Below are 17,279 nucleotides of genomic sequence, written 5' to 3' on the forward strand. Positions count from 1 at the left end.
CCCCAGCGTTACTGCTCGGCCGTACGCAGCGCGGCGAGCACCATCGGGCCCACCTCGGTCACGGTACCTGCCCCGAGCGTCAGAACCAGGTCACCCGGACGCGCGCGGCGGGCCAGCTCGGCAGCGGCCTCCTCGAGCCCGGAGACGCTCGCTACCCGGTCGGGCGGCAGCGGGACCGCGTCGGCGACGAGCTTGCCGGTGACCTCGGGGTCGTAGTCCTCGCGGGCCAGGTAGACGTCGAGGACGACGACCTCGTCGGCGGCGCCGAGCACACGGCCCATCTCCTCGCCGAAGATCCGGGTGCGGGAGACCATGTGTGGCTGGAAGGCGACGACGAGCCGCCCCTCCCCAGCCACGGACCGGCCGGAGACGAGGTCGCCGGCGATCTCGGAGGGGTGGTGGGCGTAGGAGTCGTAGACGCGTACGCCTGCGGCCTCTCCCTTGCGCTCCATCCGGCGCCGGGTGCCGGTGAAGGACTCCAGCCCCGCCTTGAGCAGGTCGAAGGAGTGGCCCAGGCGCAGGCCCACGGTGAGGGCTGCCAGCGCATCGGCGACGTAGTGGCGCCCGGGGATCTGCAGCGTGATCCTGCCCAGCTCGTCGAGCCCGTCGACGACGGTGAACGAGGAGGTGGTGCCCTCCAGGACGATGTCGACGGCGCGTACGTCGGCCAGCTCCGACTCACCGACGCCGACGAAGCGGCGGCCGAGCGAGTGGGCGACGTGGCGCAGGTCGGCGGCACCGGGGTCGTCGATGATGGCGACCAGGAAACCGTCGGGAGCCAGCCGCCCCACGAACTGGGCGAAACCCTCGCGGTAGGCCTCCTCGGTGCCCCACTGGTCGAGGTGATCGGCCTCGACGTTGGTGACCACGGCGGCGTACGGCTTGTAGACCAGGAAGGCGCCGTCGGACTCGTCGGCCTCGGCGACGAACAGGTCGCTCGTGCCCTCGGCGGCGTTGGTGCCCGACGCGGCCAGCTCGCCGCCGACCGTGTAGGTCGGCGCGGCACCCGCGGCCTGCAGGGCGACGGTGAGCAGCGAGGTGGTCGTGGTCTTGCCGTGGGTGCCGGCGACGGCGAGGACGCGACGGCCCTCCATGACCGAGGCCAGACCGGCCGAGCGCGGATAGATCCGCAGGCCCTTGTCGCGCGCGGCGACGTACTCGGGGTTGTCCTCGCGGATCGCGGTGGAGACGATCAGGGTGTCGACGCCGTCGACCTGGGAGGCGTCGTGACCGACGAAGACGGTCGCGCCCTCCTCGCGCAGCGCCGCGACCATCGAGGAGTCGGCGCCGTCGCTGCCGGAGACCTCGATCCCGCGCGCCAGCATGACCCGGGCGATCGCCGAGAGACCCGCACCGCCGATGCCGATGAAGTGGACCCTGCCCAGCTGCTCGGCCGGAAGGATGTGCTCCGGAACCGGAACCCTCATGCCTGACCTCCTTGCGCCGTCTCCAGCACGATCCGTGCCAGCCGCTCGTCGGCGTCGCGCGGGACCAGGTCGCTGGCGGCCTTCGACATCGCCTCGAGCCGGGCACGGTCGGTGACGATCGGCGGCACGTTGGCGGAGACCCAGCCGGCGTTCATGTCGGCGTCGGCGACCAGCATGGCGCCACCGGCGTCGACGACCGCCCTCGCGTTGAGCGACTGCTCGCCGTTTCCGATCGGGAGGGGTACGTAGACGGCCGGCACCCCGACCGCGCTCGCCTCGATCACCGAGTTGGCGCCCGAGCGGCAGATCATCAGGTCCGCCGCAGCCAGGGCTAGGTCCATCCGGTCGACGTAGTTGAGCACGTGGTAGCCGGGGCCGGGCGAGACCAGCTCGTTCTTCGGGCCGATCACGTGGAGCACCTGGATCCCGTTGCTGGCCAGGGCCCGGTAGGCGCCGGAGACCGAGTCGTTGATGGTCCGGGCTCCCTGGGAGCCGCCGGTGACCACGATCGTGGGGCGGTGCTGGTCGAGCCCGAAGAAGCTGCGCGCCTCGGCGCGCAGCGCCCAGCGGTCCATCGTCGAGATCATCCGGCGGATCGGCAGCCCGATGTACTCGGCCTTGGGCAGCTTGGTGTCCGGGAAGCTCACCGCGACCCGGTCGGCGACCCGGGCGCCCGCCTTGTTGGCGAGCCCTGGCATCGCGTTGCCCTCGTGCACGACGATCGGGATGCGCCGCCGCTTCGCGGCGAGATAGGCGGGCATCGAGACGTACCCGCCGTAGCCGACGACGACGTCCGGCCGGATCCGGTCGAGCACCTCGTAGGTCGCCTCGACCGCGCCCTTCAGGTTGGTCGGCACCTTCAGCAGGTCGCTGCTGAGCTGTCGCGGCATCGGGACCGGGGGGATGAGCTCGAGCGGGTAGCCCGCAGCGGGCACCACCTGGTTCTCCAAGCCGCGAGGGGTGCCGAGGCAGGTCACCTCCACGCTCGGATCCAGACGGCGCAGAGCATCAGCCGTGGCGAGCAGGGGGGATGTGTGTCCGGCGGTGCCACCGCCGGCGAGGAGGGCCTTCATGATGCGTCAGAACTTATCGGTTGCGGCGGCCGGACCGGTAGGCGGCTGCCTGGCGCGCCCGATCCTTTGCCAGGGCTTTACGGTGTTTCAGCGCCGCGGCAGCCGCGGGTTCACGCCGGGCGAAGCCGATGACGACGCCCAGGGCGACCATCGACGGGATCAGCGCCGAGCCGCCGTAGGAGACCAGCGGCAGCGGGATGCCGATGACCGGCAGCAGCGCGAGCACCATCCCGACGTTGATGATCATCTGGCCGAGCAGCCAGACCAGCACGCCGAAGCTGAAGTAGCGGACGAAGGGCCGGTCGGTCTGGCGCGCGACCTTGACCAGCGCGAAGGCGAGCGTCAGGAAGAGGCCGACGACGAGCAGCGTGCCGACCAGGCCGAGCTCCTCGCCCAGCACCGCGAAGATGTAGTCGGTGTGGGCCTCGGGCAGGTCGCCCCACTTCTGCTGCGACGCACCGATCCCCTGCCCCAGGATGCCGCCCGAGCTGAGCGCGTAGAGACCGTGGGAGGGCTGCCAGCCCTGTCCGTGGTAGTCCTTGAACGGGTCCGCGAAGCTGGTCAGGCGGGCCAGCCGCTCGGTGTCGGTGCTGATCAGGAACAGCACCGAGACGCCGATGATCGAGATCGCCATCCCGAACAGCCGCCCGGGCGCGCCGACCACCCAGAGCATGCCGAGCACGATCGCGAAGAAGACCAGAGCGGTGCCGAGGTCCCTGCCGGCGAGGACGAGCCCGGTGGCCAGCGCGATGCCGGGCAGGACCGGCATCAGCACCTCGTGGAGGCTGTCGAGGCGGCGCTCCTTGAGCGCGTAGACGTGAGCCGCCCAGAGCACGATCCCCAGCTTGGCGATCTCGCTCGGCTGGATCTTGACCGGGCCGGCCCCGATCCAGTTCTGCTGCCCGTTGACGTCATGGCCCAGGAAGATGGTCAGGAAGAGCAGCACGCAGGCGACGATGTACCCCGGCCAGGCCAGCCGGCGCAGGTGCTTCGGCCTGATCCTGGAGGCGATGAACGCGCACGGGACGCCGATGATCACCCAGAGCACCTGGCGCCCGACGATTGCGTAGGAGTTGTCCAGATACTTGTAGGACCACACGCTCGAGGCGCTCAGCACCATGATCAGCCCGATGGTCAGCAGCAGGGCGGTGCTGGTGAGCAGCAGGTAGTAGGCGGCCAACGGCCGGTTCAGCGCCACCCGCAGCGCGTGGAACCAGGCCTTGAGATAGCCGAGGACCGACTTCGGGTACGCCTTGGCCTGCTCGGCCGAGCCGGAACCGGTCTGGTCGGGGCTGGTGGTCGTCACGGCCTACCTCCCAGTTGCGGTGCGACGTACGTCGATTACATTCTCGCGGCCGTCTCGGCGTTCGCGGCGCATCTTCCCCGCGTGTCGCCGCCCGCTGGTCGAGCCGCGAGCGCCAGCGAGCGGCTCCGGCGGCTCGACCGGCAAGTCAGAGCTGGCGGCGTACGGCCTCGGCGAAGGCGTCGCCGCGGACCTTGTAGTCGCGGAACTGGTCCTGGCTGGCGCAGCCGGGGGCGAGGAGCACGGTGTCGCCAGGCTTCGCGATGGCGGTAGCGATCTCGACGGCCTCGGCGATGGCCGCCTGGCCGTCGGCGGTCACGATGTCGGCGATCTCGACCTGGGGCGCGTGCGCGGCGAGGGCGGCGGCGATGACGTCGCGGTCCTGACCGATCAGGACGACGGCCCGCAGCCGGTCGTGGACGGAGGCGACCAGATCGTCGAAGCGGGCGCCCTTGGCCAGCCCGCCGGCGATCCAGACCACCGGGTCGTAGGCCTGGAGGGAGGCCTGGGCGGCGTGCGGGTTGGTCGCCTTGGAGTCGTCGACCCAGGTCACGCCGCCGGCCTCGGCGACGACCTCGATGCGGTGGCCGTCGGGGCGGAACGACTTCAGCCCGTCGCGTACCGCGGCCTGGGAGACCCCGTGCGCCCGCGCGAGCGCGGCAGCGGCCAGGGCGTTCTGGACGTAGTGGGGCGCGGCGGAGGCGAGGTCGGAGATCTGGCACAGCTCCGCGGCGGAGGTCTGGCGCTCCTCGATGAAGGCCCGGTCCACCAGGATGTCCTCGACGATCCCCACCTGGCCGACGGCCGGGGTGCCGAGGGTGAAGCCGATCGCACGGGCGCCCTCGACGACGTCGGCCTCCTCGACCAGGTGCATCGTGGCCTCGTCCGCGACGTTGTAGACGCAGGCCCGCTCGACGCCCTCGTAGACGCGGCCCTTGTCGGCGGCGTACTCCTTCATCGAGGGGTACCAGTCGAGGTGGTCCTCGGCGATGTTGAGCACGACGGCGGCCTCGGCGGCCATCGATGAGGTGTAGTGGAGCTGGAAGGAAGAGAGCTCGACGGCGAAGACGTCGTAGGGCTCGGGGTCCATCACGGCCTCGACGATCGGCAGGCCGACGTTGCCGACGGCGACGGACCGCAGCCCGGCCGTACGCAGGATGTTGTCGAGCATCTGCACGGTCGTCGTCTTGCCGTTGGTGCCGGTGACCGCCAGCCACGCGGCGGCGTTGTCGGGGTCGCGCAGCCGCCAGGCGAGCTCGACCTCGCCCCAGATCGGTATCCCGCGCTCGCGCGCCTGCGCGAGCAGCGGCGCGGTGGGCCGCCAGCCGGGAGAGGTGACCACGACGTCGACGTCGTCGGGCAGCACGTGGGTGGCACCCTCGCCGAGGCGTACGTCGGCGCCCAGGATGCCGAGGAGCTTGGCCTTCTCCTGGCGCTCCTCGTCGCCGGGCGACTCGTCGAGCGCGATCACCGACGCACCCAGGTGGGTGAGGTTGTCGGCGGCGGCGAAGCCGGAGACGCCGAAGCCGGCCACGACCGCCTTGACGCCCTCCCAGGAGTCGTTGCGGCCGAGCTCGTCGAGGCGCTTGTCGTCAGGATCGGTCATCAGATCGTCGCCACCCATTCGGCGTAGAAGATTCCCAGCCCGGCCGCGACGCAGAGACCGGTGATGATCCAGAACCGGATCACCACGGTGACCTGCTCCCAGCCGAGCATCTCGAAGTGGTGATGGATCGGTGTCATCCTGAAGATCCGCTTCGGGGTGCCGGTCAGCTTGCGGGTGATCTTGAACCAGCCGGTCTGCAGGATCACCGAGAGCGTCTCGGTGACGAAGAGTCCGCCGAGGATGATCAGCAGGAACTCGGTGTGCGACAGGATCGCGAAGCCGGCCAGCACGGAGCCGAGCGCGAGCGAGCCGGTGTCGCCCATGAAGATCCTCGCGGGGCTGGCGTTCCACCACAGGAAGCCGATGCACGCGCCGCTGATCGCGGCGCCGAGGATCGCCATGTCGAGCGGGTCGCGGACCTCGTAGCAGGTGCCGACGACGACCGAGGGACGGCCGCAGCGCTGGTTGTTCTGCCAGATCGAGATGATCGTGTAGGCGGCGAAGACGATCGCCGCGGAGGCCGCCAGCAGGCCGTCGAGACCGTCGGTCAGGTTCGTCGCGTTGGACGTGCCGGTGACCATGATCCAGAAGATGCCCAGCAGCAGCGCTCCACCGAGCCAGTAGAAGATCCCGTCGCCGCCGAGGAAGTGCGGGCCGAAGTCGCGGATGAAGGAGAGCTGGTCGGCGGCCGGCGTGATCCCGTCGGCGTTGGCCAGGCCGGGGTGGATCGCCACCGCGCCGAAGCCCACCGCGACCAGCGTCTGTCCGACCATCTTGGACCAGGCGCGCAGACCGAGGTTGCGCTGCATGAAGACCTTGATGAAGTCGTCGACGAAGCCGACCGCGGCCATGCCCACGAGGAGGAACAGCAGCAGGTACGCCGTCGCGCTCGGTGCGTCGCCGGTCAGCAGCTTGGCCGCGAAGTAGCCCACGACGACCGAGATCACGATCGCCACGCCACCCATGGTCGGGGTGCCGCGCTTGGTGCGGTGCGTCGTCGGCCCGTCCTCGCGAATCTCCTGGCCGTAGCCCAACTTCGTGAACTGTACGATCGCAAATCGGGTGCCGAGCAGCGAGAACAGAAGCGCAATCGCTCCGCTCAGCAAGATCGCTCTCATGTCAGCCGGGTGCCTTCCTTGCCATGCCGTCCTGGTCCTTGCCCCCGGGCCGGTGTGCATAGCGAAGACACCGGCCCCGGGCATTCTTCCCTACGGGTTCGCCGGCTCTGCGGCACCCCGCCGTATCAGCGCATCGATCAGTGTGCGGCCAACGCAGCTCGGACGACCTCGCGGTCGTCGAACGGGTGGGTGACACCGTCGATCTCCTGACCCGTCTCATGCCCCTTACCTGCGACGACGACGATGTCGCCGGGCTCGGCGAGGCTGACCGCACGGACGATCGCGGCGCGTCTGTCGCCGACCTCCTCGACGCTCGCGCTCCCGCCGGTCGCACCCGCCAGGACCTGTCGCCGGATGCTCGCCGGATCCTCGGTGCGGGGGTTGTCGTCGGTGACGATGACGTGGTCGGCCAGGCGGGCGCTGATCTCCCCCATGATCGGCCGCTTGCCGGTGTCGCGGTCGCCTCCGGCCCCGATCACGACGATCAGCCGGGAGCTGGTCAGCGGGCGGAGCGTGCCGAGCGCCGCCTCGACTGCGTCGGGCTTGTGGGCGTAGTCGACCACGACGGTGAACGGCTGGCCCTCGTCGACCCGCTCGAGGCGGCCCGGGACGCCGGAGCCCTTGGCGAGGACGGTGGCGACGCTGCGTACGACGTTCTCGCTCGCGTAGGCGTGGTGGATGCCGGCCAGGGCGGCGAGGGTGTTGCTGACGTTGTAGTCGCCGGCGAGCGGGCTGGAGGCCGGGAACGAGAGGCCGTCGGGGCCGTGGACGGTGAAGCTGGAGCCGTCGGGGCGCAGCTCGATGTCGGTGGCCCGCCAGTCGGCGGTGTCGTCGTGCAGGGCGTAGGTGAGGATCGGGATCCTCGCCTCGGCCGCGAGGCGGCGGCCGTGCTCGTCGTCGATGTTGACGATGCCCAGCCTCGCCCGCTCGGGGGTGAAGAGGTCGGCCTTCGCCGCGTAGTAGTCCTCGACCGTCTCGTGGAAGTCGAGGTGGTCGCGGCCGAGGTTGAGGAAGACGGCGACGTCGAAGACGACCCCGTCGACGCGTCCCATCACCAGGGCGTGGGAGGAGACCTCCATCGCGCACGCCTCGGTCCCCTCCTCCACCATCCGGGCGAAGAGACCGTGCAGGTCGGGCGCCTCGGGCGTGGTCAGCGGCGTCTTCACGTCTTGACCGCCGATCCGGGTGCCGACCGTGCCGATGACGCCGGCGCGGTGACCCGCGTCGAGCAGCGCGCTCTCGGCGAGCCGCGTGGTCGTCGTCTTGCCCTGGGTGCCGGTCACACCGATCAGTCGCAGCTTGCCCGACGGGTTGCCGTAGACGCGCGCCGAGAGCGCACCGAGCACCTTGCGGGGCTGCTCCACGAGCAGCGTAGGCACCCCGCCGAGGCCCTGGGCCTCCAGCATCTCGGCACCCGCGGCGTCGGTGAGCACCGCCACCGCACCGGCCTCGACCGCCCCAGCGGCGTAGCGGGCGCCGTGCGCCCGGCTGCCGGGGAGGGCGGCGTAGAGGTCACCCGGCAGCACCCGTTGGGAGCTCAGCGTGACCCCGGTGACGCGGGCCTCGCCGCGCACGTCCAGGCCGAGCTCACCGGCCAGGTCGGCCAGCGTCACCGGCTCGGTCACTCGCGGGCGGGTCGGGCTCTTCGGGTCCGCCGTCTCGTACGCACTGCTCACCGGGTGAAGGTTATCCGCCCGGCGGGTCCGGACATACTTACCAGCCGGTCGGCATCTTCGAAGGCTCGGTGCCGGTCGGCGGGACGCCGTAGCGGCGCAGGGCGAAGGACATGATCTGGGAGAAGACCGGGCCGGCGACCGAGCCGCCACCACCGCCGTTGCCGGGGTTGTGGATCGCCACGTAGACCGTGAACCGCGGGTCGTCGGTGGGGGCGAAGCCGCCGAAGGAGACGGTGTTGGTGCCGTCGTAACACTTGCACTCGGAGTTGACCCGCTGCGCGGTCCCGGTCTTGCCGGAGACTCGGTAGCCGGGGACGGCGGCCTGCTTGGCGGTGCCGTTGACGGGGTCGTTGATGACCCGCTCCATCATCTCCGCGGTCTGCGAGGCGGCCTCCTGGGAGACCACCCGGGTGCGCTCGGCGGTGTCGGTGCCGACCTCGACGCCGGAGTTGTTGGTGGCGCTCCCGGCGATGAGGCTGGGGTCGATGCGTACGCCGCCGTTGGCGATCGTGTTGAGCGCGGCGGCCATCTGCACGGCGTTGACCGAGACCGACTGACCGAAGTCGATACGGTCCTCGTCGGCAGCGTTCCACGCCTCCGGGGAGGCCAGCAGGCCCGCCGACTCGGTGTTCAGGCCCAGGCCGGTACGCCGCCCCAGACCGAACGCGGACAGGTACTCCCGTAGCTGGCCCTCGGCGTACTTGTCGGCGGCCATCACGGTGCCGATGTTGGAGGACTTCGCGATCACGCCGGCGAGGGTGAGCTTCTCGACGCCGTGTGGATACCAGTCGCGGATCGGGGCGCCCCCGGACATGTAGGACTCCGGGATCTTGATCCGAGTCGACGGCGAGACGAGGCCTTGGTCCAGCAGGCCGGCGACGGTCAGCACCTTCTGCACCGATCCCGGCTCGTAGACGTTGGAGAGAGCGTTGCTCCCGCGCAGCGTCTTCGGCGAGGCCGCCGGGTCGCGGGCGTCGAAGGTCGGGTAGTCGACCAGGCTGAGGATCTCGCCGGTCTGGGTGTCGATGACCACCGCCATCCCCGACTCGGCGCGCGACTTCTGCACGGCGTCCATCAGGGTCTGCTGCACGTAGTACTGAAGGTCGCGGTCGATGGTGAGCTTCAGGTCGTCGCCGTCGACCGGAGCGACCCGGTTGTTGGTGCCCAGCGGCATCCGGGTGCCGTTGGCCGGGCTGGTCGCGTCGTACTCGGCGTGCCCGTCCTTGCCGGCCAGGTGCTTGTCGAAGGCGGACTCCAGGCCCGCCAGCGGCCGCTGGTCGTTGCCGAGGAAGCCGACCAGGTTGGCCGCGACGTCGCCGTTGGGGTAGTTGCGCAGCGGGTCGCGGCTCGTCCACAGCCCCTGGTAGCCCTCCTTGCCGGCCTTCTCCACCGCGGCGGTCGCCTGGGTCGCGGGCACCTGGCGCTTGATGTACTGGAACCGGCTCCCGTCCTTGCGCAGCTTGGTGAGCGCCGTCGCGTAGTCGACGCCGAGCTCCTTGGCCAGGAACGCGGCGATCGCCGGAGCGTCCTTCTTCGTCTGCTTCGGGTCGGCCAGCACCATCAGCCCGTCGGCGGAGTCGGCCAGCGCCTCGCCGTCACGGTCGAGGATCTCGCCGCGCTCGGCCGGCAGCACGACGTCGACCACGTTCTCGGCGGCCGCCATCGCGGCGTACGAGTGCGGGTCGATGCCCTGCAGCTGCACCAGCCGGCCACCGAAGACCGAGAGCACCATCGCCACCAGGATGAAACCGACACGGAGCCGGATGTGCACCGGTCCGCGTCGCTGCGTCGCCTTCGGTGCGGAGCGTGGGGCGGGGCGTCGCGCGGGTCGGCGGACCTTCCGCTTGACCTGTCGCTGGGCCATCGCTCTCCTCCCCTACCGATCGATACAGACCTCGACCGCATCCGTGACTGATGTTGTCAGTGTGTCCCAAGTGATCCGTGGGGACCAGCCAGCGACGCGCCTTCAGCGCGCCTCGTCCGTGGACGTACGCTGCTGCTCCTCCGCTTGCTGCCGCTCGGCCTTCTTCTTCGCCTGCTCGGCCGCCTTCTTCTTCGCGGCAGCCTGCTCGGCTGCCTTCTGCTCGGCGACGAGCACGCTGTAGGGCTTGGCCACCTTCGGGTGCAGCGGCGGCGTCGCGGAGCGGTCGGCCGGGACCGCCTCGCCCTCGACCTTCGCATCGGGGACCCGCAGCATGGCGGCGTTCTGCGGGACGACCATGCCGAGCTCCTTCGCCTCTGCGGCGATCTTGTGCGGGTCCTCCATCTTCTTCAGCTCACCGTCGAGCGCCTGCTCCCGGGCGGCCAGGGTGGTCGCCTGCTCCTGGAGGCGCTGCTCCTGGAAGGCCGACTGCTGCATGGAGGTGTTGAAGACGAGCAGGCCCACGACACCACCGACGAGCAGCATCGAGACGAGCACGACGAACGGCAGCCGCGGCGCCGTCGGCGCCGGCAGCGGCGCCGGGACAGCGGTGAGCCGCGTCTGGGTCGTCTCGGGTGCCCGGTCCGGGCTGCGCATGGGCGCCTGTGGCGCGGCGGCGATGCTCATCTGGTCGCTCCAGGGGTTGGCTTGGCTGTGTTGGCTCTTGGGTTGGTCCGGCGCTTCGTGCGCTCCACTGCACGCAGTCGCACCGAGGCGGCGCGCGGGTTCTCCTCGATCTCTGCTTCGTTGGCCTGCTCGGAACCACGGGTGAGCAGGCGGAAGGACGGTTCCGCCTCGGGCGGAACGAACGGCATGTCGTGAGGAACGTCCAGCTTCGTCGCCTCGGCGAAGGCCCGCTTGGTGAGCCTGTCCTCGAGCGAGTGATACGACTCGACCAACACCCGGCCACCGACACCGACGGCCTCGAGCGAAGCCGGCAGCGCCGCACGCAGTGCCCCGAGCTCGTCGTTGACCTCCATCCGAAGCGCCTGGAAGGTGCGCTTGGCCGGATGCCCGCCGGTGCGACGGGCCGGAGCCGGGATCTCCGCGTACAGGAGCTCCACCAGGGGACCGCTCGTCGTGAACGGCACCTTCTCGCGGCGGTTGACGACGGCGTACGCGATTTTCTTGGCGAACTTCTCCTCGCCGTAGTCGCGCAGGATCCGGGTCAGGTCGGCCGGGGAGTAGGTGTTGAGCACGTCCGCCGCGGTCTGTCCGCGGGTGGCGTCCATCCGCATGTCGAGCGGCGCGTCCTCCGCGTAGGCGAAGCCCCGCTCGCGCTGGTCGAGCTGCATCGAGGAGACGCCGAGGTCGAAGAGCACCGCCTGGACCTCGTCCAGACCCTGCTCCTCCACGACGTCGAGGATCTCGTCGTAGACCGCGTGGACGCCCGTCCACCGGTCGCCGAACCGGGCCAGCCGCTCACCCGCGATACCGAGGGCGTAGGTGTCCCGGTCGATGCCGATCACCCGGGATCCGGGGATGCGCTCCAGGACCGCCTCGGTGTGACCACCGTGGCCGGTCGTGCAGTCGACAAGGACACCGCCGTCGGCGAGCGCAGGCGCGAGCAGGTCGACGATGCGGTCGAGCATCACCGGCACGTGCTTCTGGTTCGTCACCGCCTCGACCCCCATCGCACGGCTTCATCTGGTGTGTGTTCTCCCCCGGCTCTCTGGCAGAGCCACGGGCTGACAACGCCGCGGATCCGCAGAGCCAGGTCTCATGCCCGCTCCGTCACATCGAGTGCCGTCCGGAGCCGGGGAAGGTGCCCCGGATGGCCGGATGAGTGGAGCGGGACTGAGACCTCGTCCTGCGGATCCGCTGTTGACTTGTTTGCTTCTTGTCGCTTTGTCGATCTGTCCCTTTGTCAGTCCGCCGACTCATCCAGGTCTGCGAACTTGGCCTGTGCACCCGCGGAGTACTCCGCCCACTTGGCCGGGTCCCAGATCTCGATGCGATCCATCACACCGATCACGACCACGTCCTTGACGATCCCGGCGTAGTCACGCAGGAGCGGCGGGATGCCGATCCGGCCTTGCTTGTCGGGTGTCGTCTGCTCGGCCCCCGCGAAGAGGACACGGGCGTAGTCACGTGCGTCCCGAGAGGTGAGCGGCGTCTGCTGGGCCCGCTGCGCCTCCTGCATGAAGACGTCCTCGGGCCAGACCACGAGGCAGTTCTCCTGACCTTGCGTCACGACAACCCCCTCCGCCAGTCGATCTCGAAACTTTGCCGGGAGGAAGACCCTGCCCTTCTCGTCGAGCTTCGGCGTGTACGTGCCCATGAAGAACATGTGCTCGCCCCCGCGGTCAGCTCAACGTGGATCGTTCCTCCACTTTGCCCCACCGTACCCCACTATCCCCCACTTTCAAACCACCTTCCTCCCCCACCCGGCGATTTCCCACCACATCCCGCTCCTAGCGGACGTTCGTCAGAACGGCCGGCGAAGCGCGGTGCGCAGGTCACAGTCGGGTGAATGCCGCAGCCGCCGTAGGCACTACCCCGTACGGTGTTCCCCATACGCAGGTGTGAGTCGGAAGGACGCGACGTGACGACGCCTTTGGAGGCCCCAGGATCGGGCGCAGTGCATGAGGCAGAGATCGAGACATTGGTGCGGGTCGCGGGCCGCATTCGCGACAGCATCGAGAAGGTGATCGAGGGAAAGACCGACGTCGTCGACTCCACGCTCACCGTGCTGCTCGCCGAGGGCCACCTCCTGATCGAGGATGTGCCCGGGGTCGGCAAGACCCAGCTCGCGAAGGCGCTGGCGCGCTCGATCGACTGCTCGGTGCGCCGGATCCAGTTCACGCCCGACCTGCTCCCGAGCGATGTCACCGGGGTGTCGATCTTCAACCAGAACTCCCGGGAGTTCGAGTTCCGCCCGGGCGGCATCTTCGCCAACATCGTCGTCGGCGACGAGATCAACCGCGCCTCCCCCAAGACTCAGTCGGCGCTGCTGGAGTGCATGGAGGAGCATCAGGTCACCGTCGACAACGCGACCTACCAGCTCGAGTCGCCGTTCATGGTGATCGCGACCCAGAACCCGATCGAGATGGAGGGGACGTACGCGCTGCCCGAGGCGCAGCGCGACCGCTTCATGGCTCGGGTCTCGGTCGGCTATCCGCCGGTCGCCTCCGAGATCGCGATGCTGGCCAGCCACAGCGCCTCCAACCCGCTCGACGACCTCGACCCGGTGACCGACGCCGCCGAGATCCGCAAGCTCGTCGGTGTCGTCAACCAGGTCTACGTCGCGGACGCGGTGCGCCGCTACACGGTGGCGCTGACCTCGGCGACCCGCGCCAACAACGAGCTGGTCCTCGGCGCATCGCCGCGTGCCAGCCTGCACCTGCTGCGGGCCGCGAAGGCTCATGCCGCTCTGCACGGACGCGAGTTCGTCCTTCCCGACGACGTACGCAGGCTGACCGGCCCGGTCCTCGCCCATCGTCTCCTCCCCAGCGCCTCCGCGGCGATGCACGGCCGCTCGGTCCACGACATCCTCGAGACCGTCGTGTCCGCCGTGCCGGTGCCGCAGACCTGACCTGCCGGACCGACCTGCAAGGGGAAAACGATGCGCGAGGCGCTGTCCGGGCTCACCGTCCGGGGCCGGGCTTTCCTGGCCGCCGGGATCACCGCCGTCGTCTGCGGGATCCTGCTGGACCAGTCCACGCTGTCTCGGATCGGGATGCTGCTGGTCGCGCTCCCGCTGGTCACCGCCGTGGTGGCCGCCCTGGGCCGCTACCGGCTCGCGCTCGTACGCCACATCGAGCCCCACCTGACCGAGGCCGGTCAGCCCGCCAAGGTCGAGCTCACCATCGCCAACGAGGGCCGGATCCCCACCGGCACCCTCCTGCTGGAGGAGACGGTGCCCTACGCGCTGGGCGGGCGGCCACGCTTCGTGGTCGACCGGATCGGCTTCGGGTGGCGCCACAAGCTCGGCTACCAGATCCGCTCCGAGATCCGGGGCCGGTTCGACATCGGCCCGATGCGCGTGACGGTGGCCGACCCGTTCGGCCTGGTCGAGCTCAACCGCGCCTTCCAGTCCACGGTCCCGTTCACGGTCACGCCGCGGGTGGTCCCGTTGCCGCCGACTCCGCTGACCGGCAACGCGACGTCGTCCGGTGACTCCCGACCAAGGGCGTTCCTCGGCGGCAGCGCCGAGGACATCACCGTGCGTGAATACCGTCGCGGCGACGAGCTCCGCCGGGTGCACTGGCCCAGCTCGGCCCGCCTCGGCGAGCTGATGGTCCGCCGGGAGGAGCAGCCCTGGCAGGCCCGCGCCACCGTCTTCCTCGACAACCGGCGCTCGGTCCACCGCGGCCAGGGCGCGGGCTCGTCGTTCGAGCAGGCCGTCGTGGTCGCCGCCTCCGTCTCGGTGCACCTGGTCGAGGCCGGCTACTCCGTCCGCCTGGTGACCTCCGCCGGCACCGCGGCAGGCTCCGCCCCCTCCCAGCTCGGCGCCGGCTGGCACGACCGCGAGGGCCAGGCCGACGCGGCCGCCCTGCTGGAGGCGCTCGCCGTGGTCGAGACCGTCCACCACCACCGCATCGACGCGTCCTGGATCGGCGAGGCCGGACAGGGCGGGGTCACCGTGGCGGTGCTCGGCTCCATCGACGAGGACGACGCCGTGGTCCTTCGCCGGATCCGGCACCATACCGGGGCCGCGCTCGCATTCGCGCTCGCGGTCGACGGCTGGAGCGCGGTCCACCTCGCGCCCGAGCAACGGCGGCCCAGCGGCGTACCTCTGCTCGTCCAGCACGGCTGGAAGGCGGTCGACCTCGGCTCCGGTGACTCGCTGGCCACCCGCTGGCGCGAGCTCGGCACCCGAGGCGCGGCGGCGGGAGCGGGGGCAGCGCAATGATGACCTCCTCCGACGTACGCGGCGTCGCGCCCGCGATGGCCGTGCCGCTGACGTGCTTCCTGACCGTCCTGTTCGCACTGTCCTCGTGGGGCTCGTTCACGAGCACCCGGTTCCCCTACCTCGGCCCGGTGCTGATCGTCGGCCTGCTCATCGTCGGCACCGGCATCTCCGCGCGGCTGCTGCGCGTGCACGGCTCGGTCGTGGTGCTGCTGCAGGTGCTTCTCGGCACGATCGCGACCGGCCTTCTGGTCGTCCAGCACCCCTTCCCGGTCACTGCCGGCGGCCGGGCGCGGGTCGTGGCCGAGATGACGGAGGCGTACGCCGCGTTCGACCCGTTCGATCTGCCGATGTCGGGATCGGGAGTGGCTCCCTATCTCATCCCGGCCGGGGTGGCGGCGGTGCTGCTCGCCGACATCCTGGCGGTCACGCTGCGGCGACCCCCGATGATGGGCCTCGTGGTGCTGGGCGTCTTCACCGTTCCGTTCTCCATCATCGGCGCCGGCGGCTGGGGCGGGGTCTCCTGGGTCGTCTTCGCGTTCACGGCGACCTCGTTCCTGGTGATGCTGCGACTCGACCGTGCCCAACAGCTCGGTCGGTGGGGGCGACGCCTCGACGAGGACCTGCCGGTGGTGCCCGCAGTCGGCCCGGCGCTCATCGGCGTCTCCGCGGTCACGATCGCCCTGCTCGCCCCGGCCTGGCTGCCCAGCGCGAACGTCCCCCTCCCCGGCCTGGGGGCGGGCGACGGCGACGGCCCCTTGCGGGTGATCAACCCGACCGTCGGGCTCTACGACGACCTGCGCCGGCAGAGCGACCAGGTGATGGTGACCGTGACGCCGGTCTACGGCGACACCGAGACTCCCCCGTCCTACCTGCGGGTGGGTGCGCTCACCAAGTTCACCGGCACCGAGTGGACCTCGGGCAACCGCGACGTGCCCTCCGACCAGACCGGTGTGGCCACCTTCGAGCCGCCGATGTCGGACGAGACCCTGCTGGGTGAGCCCACGACCTACCAGATCAGGGCCAGCGACAGGTTCGAGTCGACCTGGCTCCCGGTCTTCACCCATCCCCTCGAGGTCACTGCCGAGGGGCCCTGGCGCTACGACGAGGACACCCTCGACTTCATGTCCACCGAGGGCAGGGACGAGACCGTCGCCGGGCAGAGCTGGCGGATGACCGCCGCCCCGGTCGAACCCGCGCAGGAGCGTCTGCTGGCCGCCGGCAAGCCCGGGGTCGGCGCCCCGCCGGGCATGACCGACCTGCCGCTGCTCCCCGACGAGGTCGCAGAGATCGCCCTGGAGCAGACCGCCGGCCACGACCGGCCGTTCACCCAGGCTGTCGCCCTGCAGAACTGGTTCCGGCACAGCGGCGAGTTCACCTACAGCCTGGAACGTGACGTCGGCACCGACGGCGGCGCGCTGGTGGACTTCCTGACCGACAACAAGATCGGCTACTGCCAGCAGTACGCCACGGCGATGGCCGTGCTCGCCCGCGAGCTCGACATTCCGGCCCGGGTCGCGTTCGGCTTCCTGGGCGGCGACCAGGACGAGGACGGCGCCTGGTTGTTCCGCGGCCGCGACCTGCACGCCTGGCCCGAGCTGTGGTTCGAGGACATCGGCTGGGTCCGCTTCGAGCCGACCCCGGCGGCCGCCGACACCAGCGAGCCCGGCTACACCTCGGGTGCGCTGGGCAACGTCCGCAACGAGCCGGAGGCGCCGGTTCCCAGCACCGACACGAGCGCCGCGCCGGCGCCCAACCGGCCGCAGCGCGAGGCGCCCGAGACTCCCGAGGCCACCCAGACCGACACCGAGGAGTCCGGCTCCGGTGCTGTCTGGGCCGGTCTGGGGATCGCGGCGCTGATCGGCGCGATCGCGCTCGCGGCCCCGGCCGTGATCCGGCGCCGGCGGCGTACGGCTCGGCTCGCCGGTGACGCCGAGGCCTGCTGGGCCGAGCTGGGCGACACCGCGATCGACCTGGGTCTGCCCTGGTCCGGGACCCGATCACCGCGCGAGGAGGCCGCCGGGCTCGCCCCGCACCTGCGAGACCGCGAGCCGATGACCGCGCTGCAGCGGGTCGTCACCGCCGTCGAGCGCAACCGCTACGCGGAGCGTCGTGACGACGCGGAGGTCGGGGACGACGTACGCCTGGTCTCGGCCACGCTCAGGGAGCACGCCGACAAGCGTGCGCGGCGCCGGGCGCGCCTGTGGCCGGCATCGGTCTTCCGCCGCCCGACGGCACCGGCTGCCGCCGGACCGACGGCGCGGTCCGAGCGGGAGCTGATCTCGTCGTAGGTCTTGGGCTTG

At 70.7% G+C, this 17,279-nt stretch carries 13 protein-coding genes; 3 read left to right on the top strand and 10 right to left on the bottom strand.

The window, feature by feature from the left end; genetic code table 11:
• Positions 1–8: 8 nt before the first annotated feature.
• The 10 genes from murC to mraZ all read right to left on the bottom strand — a co-directional run bounded on the left by murC (position 9) and on the right by mraZ (position 12,414).
• Entirely contained in the window at positions 9–1,427 is a 1,419-nt protein-coding gene (gene murC / locus H5T77_RS01835) for a UDP-N-acetylmuramate--L-alanine ligase (RefSeq protein ID WP_292644378.1), read from the bottom strand.
• A complete protein-coding gene (gene murG / locus H5T77_RS01840; protein WP_292644380.1) occupies positions 1,424–2,500 on the bottom strand; it encodes an undecaprenyldiphospho-muramoylpentapeptide beta-N-acetylglucosaminyltransferase in 1,077 nt (358 codons plus the stop codon). The genes murC and murG overlap by 4 nt, the downstream gene beginning before the upstream one ends.
• Positions 2,501–2,513: 13 nt before the next feature.
• A complete protein-coding gene (gene ftsW, locus H5T77_RS01845; protein WP_292644382.1) occupies positions 2,514–3,806 on the bottom strand; it encodes a putative lipid II flippase FtsW in 1,293 nt (430 codons plus the stop codon).
• Positions 3,807–3,951: 145 nt separating this feature from the next.
• Positions 3,952–5,409: a UDP-N-acetylmuramoyl-L-alanine--D-glutamate ligase gene (gene murD / locus H5T77_RS01850; RefSeq protein WP_292644383.1), complete on the bottom strand. Its 1,458-nt coding sequence runs from the start codon at positions 5,407–5,409 to the stop codon at positions 3,952–3,954.
• Positions 5,409–6,527, bottom strand: coding sequence for a phospho-N-acetylmuramoyl-pentapeptide-transferase (gene mraY, locus H5T77_RS01855; protein WP_292644384.1), 1,119 nt, complete (start codon positions 6,525–6,527; stop codon positions 5,409–5,411). Before mraY ends, murD begins: the two co-directional genes overlap by 1 nt.
• Positions 6,528–6,664: 137 nt before the next feature.
• A complete protein-coding gene (locus H5T77_RS01860) occupies positions 6,665–8,203 on the bottom strand; it encodes a UDP-N-acetylmuramoyl-L-alanyl-D-glutamate--2,6-diaminopimelate ligase (RefSeq protein ID WP_472850324.1) in 1,539 nt (512 codons plus the stop codon).
• A gap of 37 nt (positions 8,204–8,240) precedes the next feature.
• Positions 8,241–10,067 (bottom strand): peptidoglycan D,D-transpeptidase FtsI family protein, encoded by a 1,827-nt coding sequence (locus H5T77_RS01865; RefSeq protein ID WP_292644386.1) that lies wholly within the window; start codon positions 10,065–10,067, stop codon positions 8,241–8,243.
• 102 nt (positions 10,068–10,169) lie between these two features.
• A complete protein-coding gene (gene ftsL / locus H5T77_RS01870; protein ID WP_292644387.1) occupies positions 10,170–10,751 on the bottom strand; it encodes a cell division protein FtsL in 582 nt (193 codons plus the stop codon).
• Positions 10,748–11,758, bottom strand: coding sequence for a 16S rRNA (cytosine(1402)-N(4))-methyltransferase RsmH (gene rsmH, locus H5T77_RS01875; RefSeq protein WP_292644389.1), 1,011 nt, complete (start codon positions 11,756–11,758; stop codon positions 10,748–10,750). Before rsmH ends, ftsL begins: the two co-directional genes overlap by 4 nt.
• A 233-nt stretch (positions 11,759–11,991) precedes the next feature.
• Positions 11,992–12,414 (bottom strand): division/cell wall cluster transcriptional repressor MraZ, encoded by a 423-nt coding sequence (mraZ, locus tag H5T77_RS01880; RefSeq protein WP_183545302.1) that lies wholly within the window; start codon positions 12,412–12,414, stop codon positions 11,992–11,994.
• Positions 12,415–12,705: 291 nt separating this feature from the next.
• Between mraZ and H5T77_RS01885 the strand changes: the two genes are divergently transcribed.
• From H5T77_RS01885 to H5T77_RS01895, 3 genes are read left to right on the top strand one after another with little or no spacing between them, the layout of a single operon-like run.
• The gene (locus H5T77_RS01885; protein WP_292644393.1) at positions 12,706–13,659 is read left to right on the top strand and encodes an AAA family ATPase; all 954 of its coding nucleotides are present in this window, start codon (positions 12,706–12,708) and stop codon (positions 13,657–13,659) included.
• A gap of 30 nt (positions 13,660–13,689) precedes the next feature.
• A complete protein-coding gene (locus H5T77_RS01890; protein WP_292644395.1) occupies positions 13,690–14,979 on the top strand; it encodes a DUF58 domain-containing protein in 1,290 nt (429 codons plus the stop codon).
• Complete coding sequence (locus H5T77_RS01895) at positions 14,976–17,267, top strand: transglutaminase TgpA family protein (protein WP_292644397.1); 2,292 nt, start codon at positions 14,976–14,978, stop codon at positions 17,265–17,267. The genes H5T77_RS01890 and H5T77_RS01895 overlap by 4 nt, the downstream gene beginning before the upstream one ends.
• Positions 17,268–17,279 lie beyond the last annotated feature (12 nt).

The sequence above is a fragment of the Nocardioides sp. genome (genome assembly GCF_014360585.1).
GTDB lineage: Bacteria > Actinomycetota > Actinomycetes > Propionibacteriales > Nocardioidaceae > Nocardioides.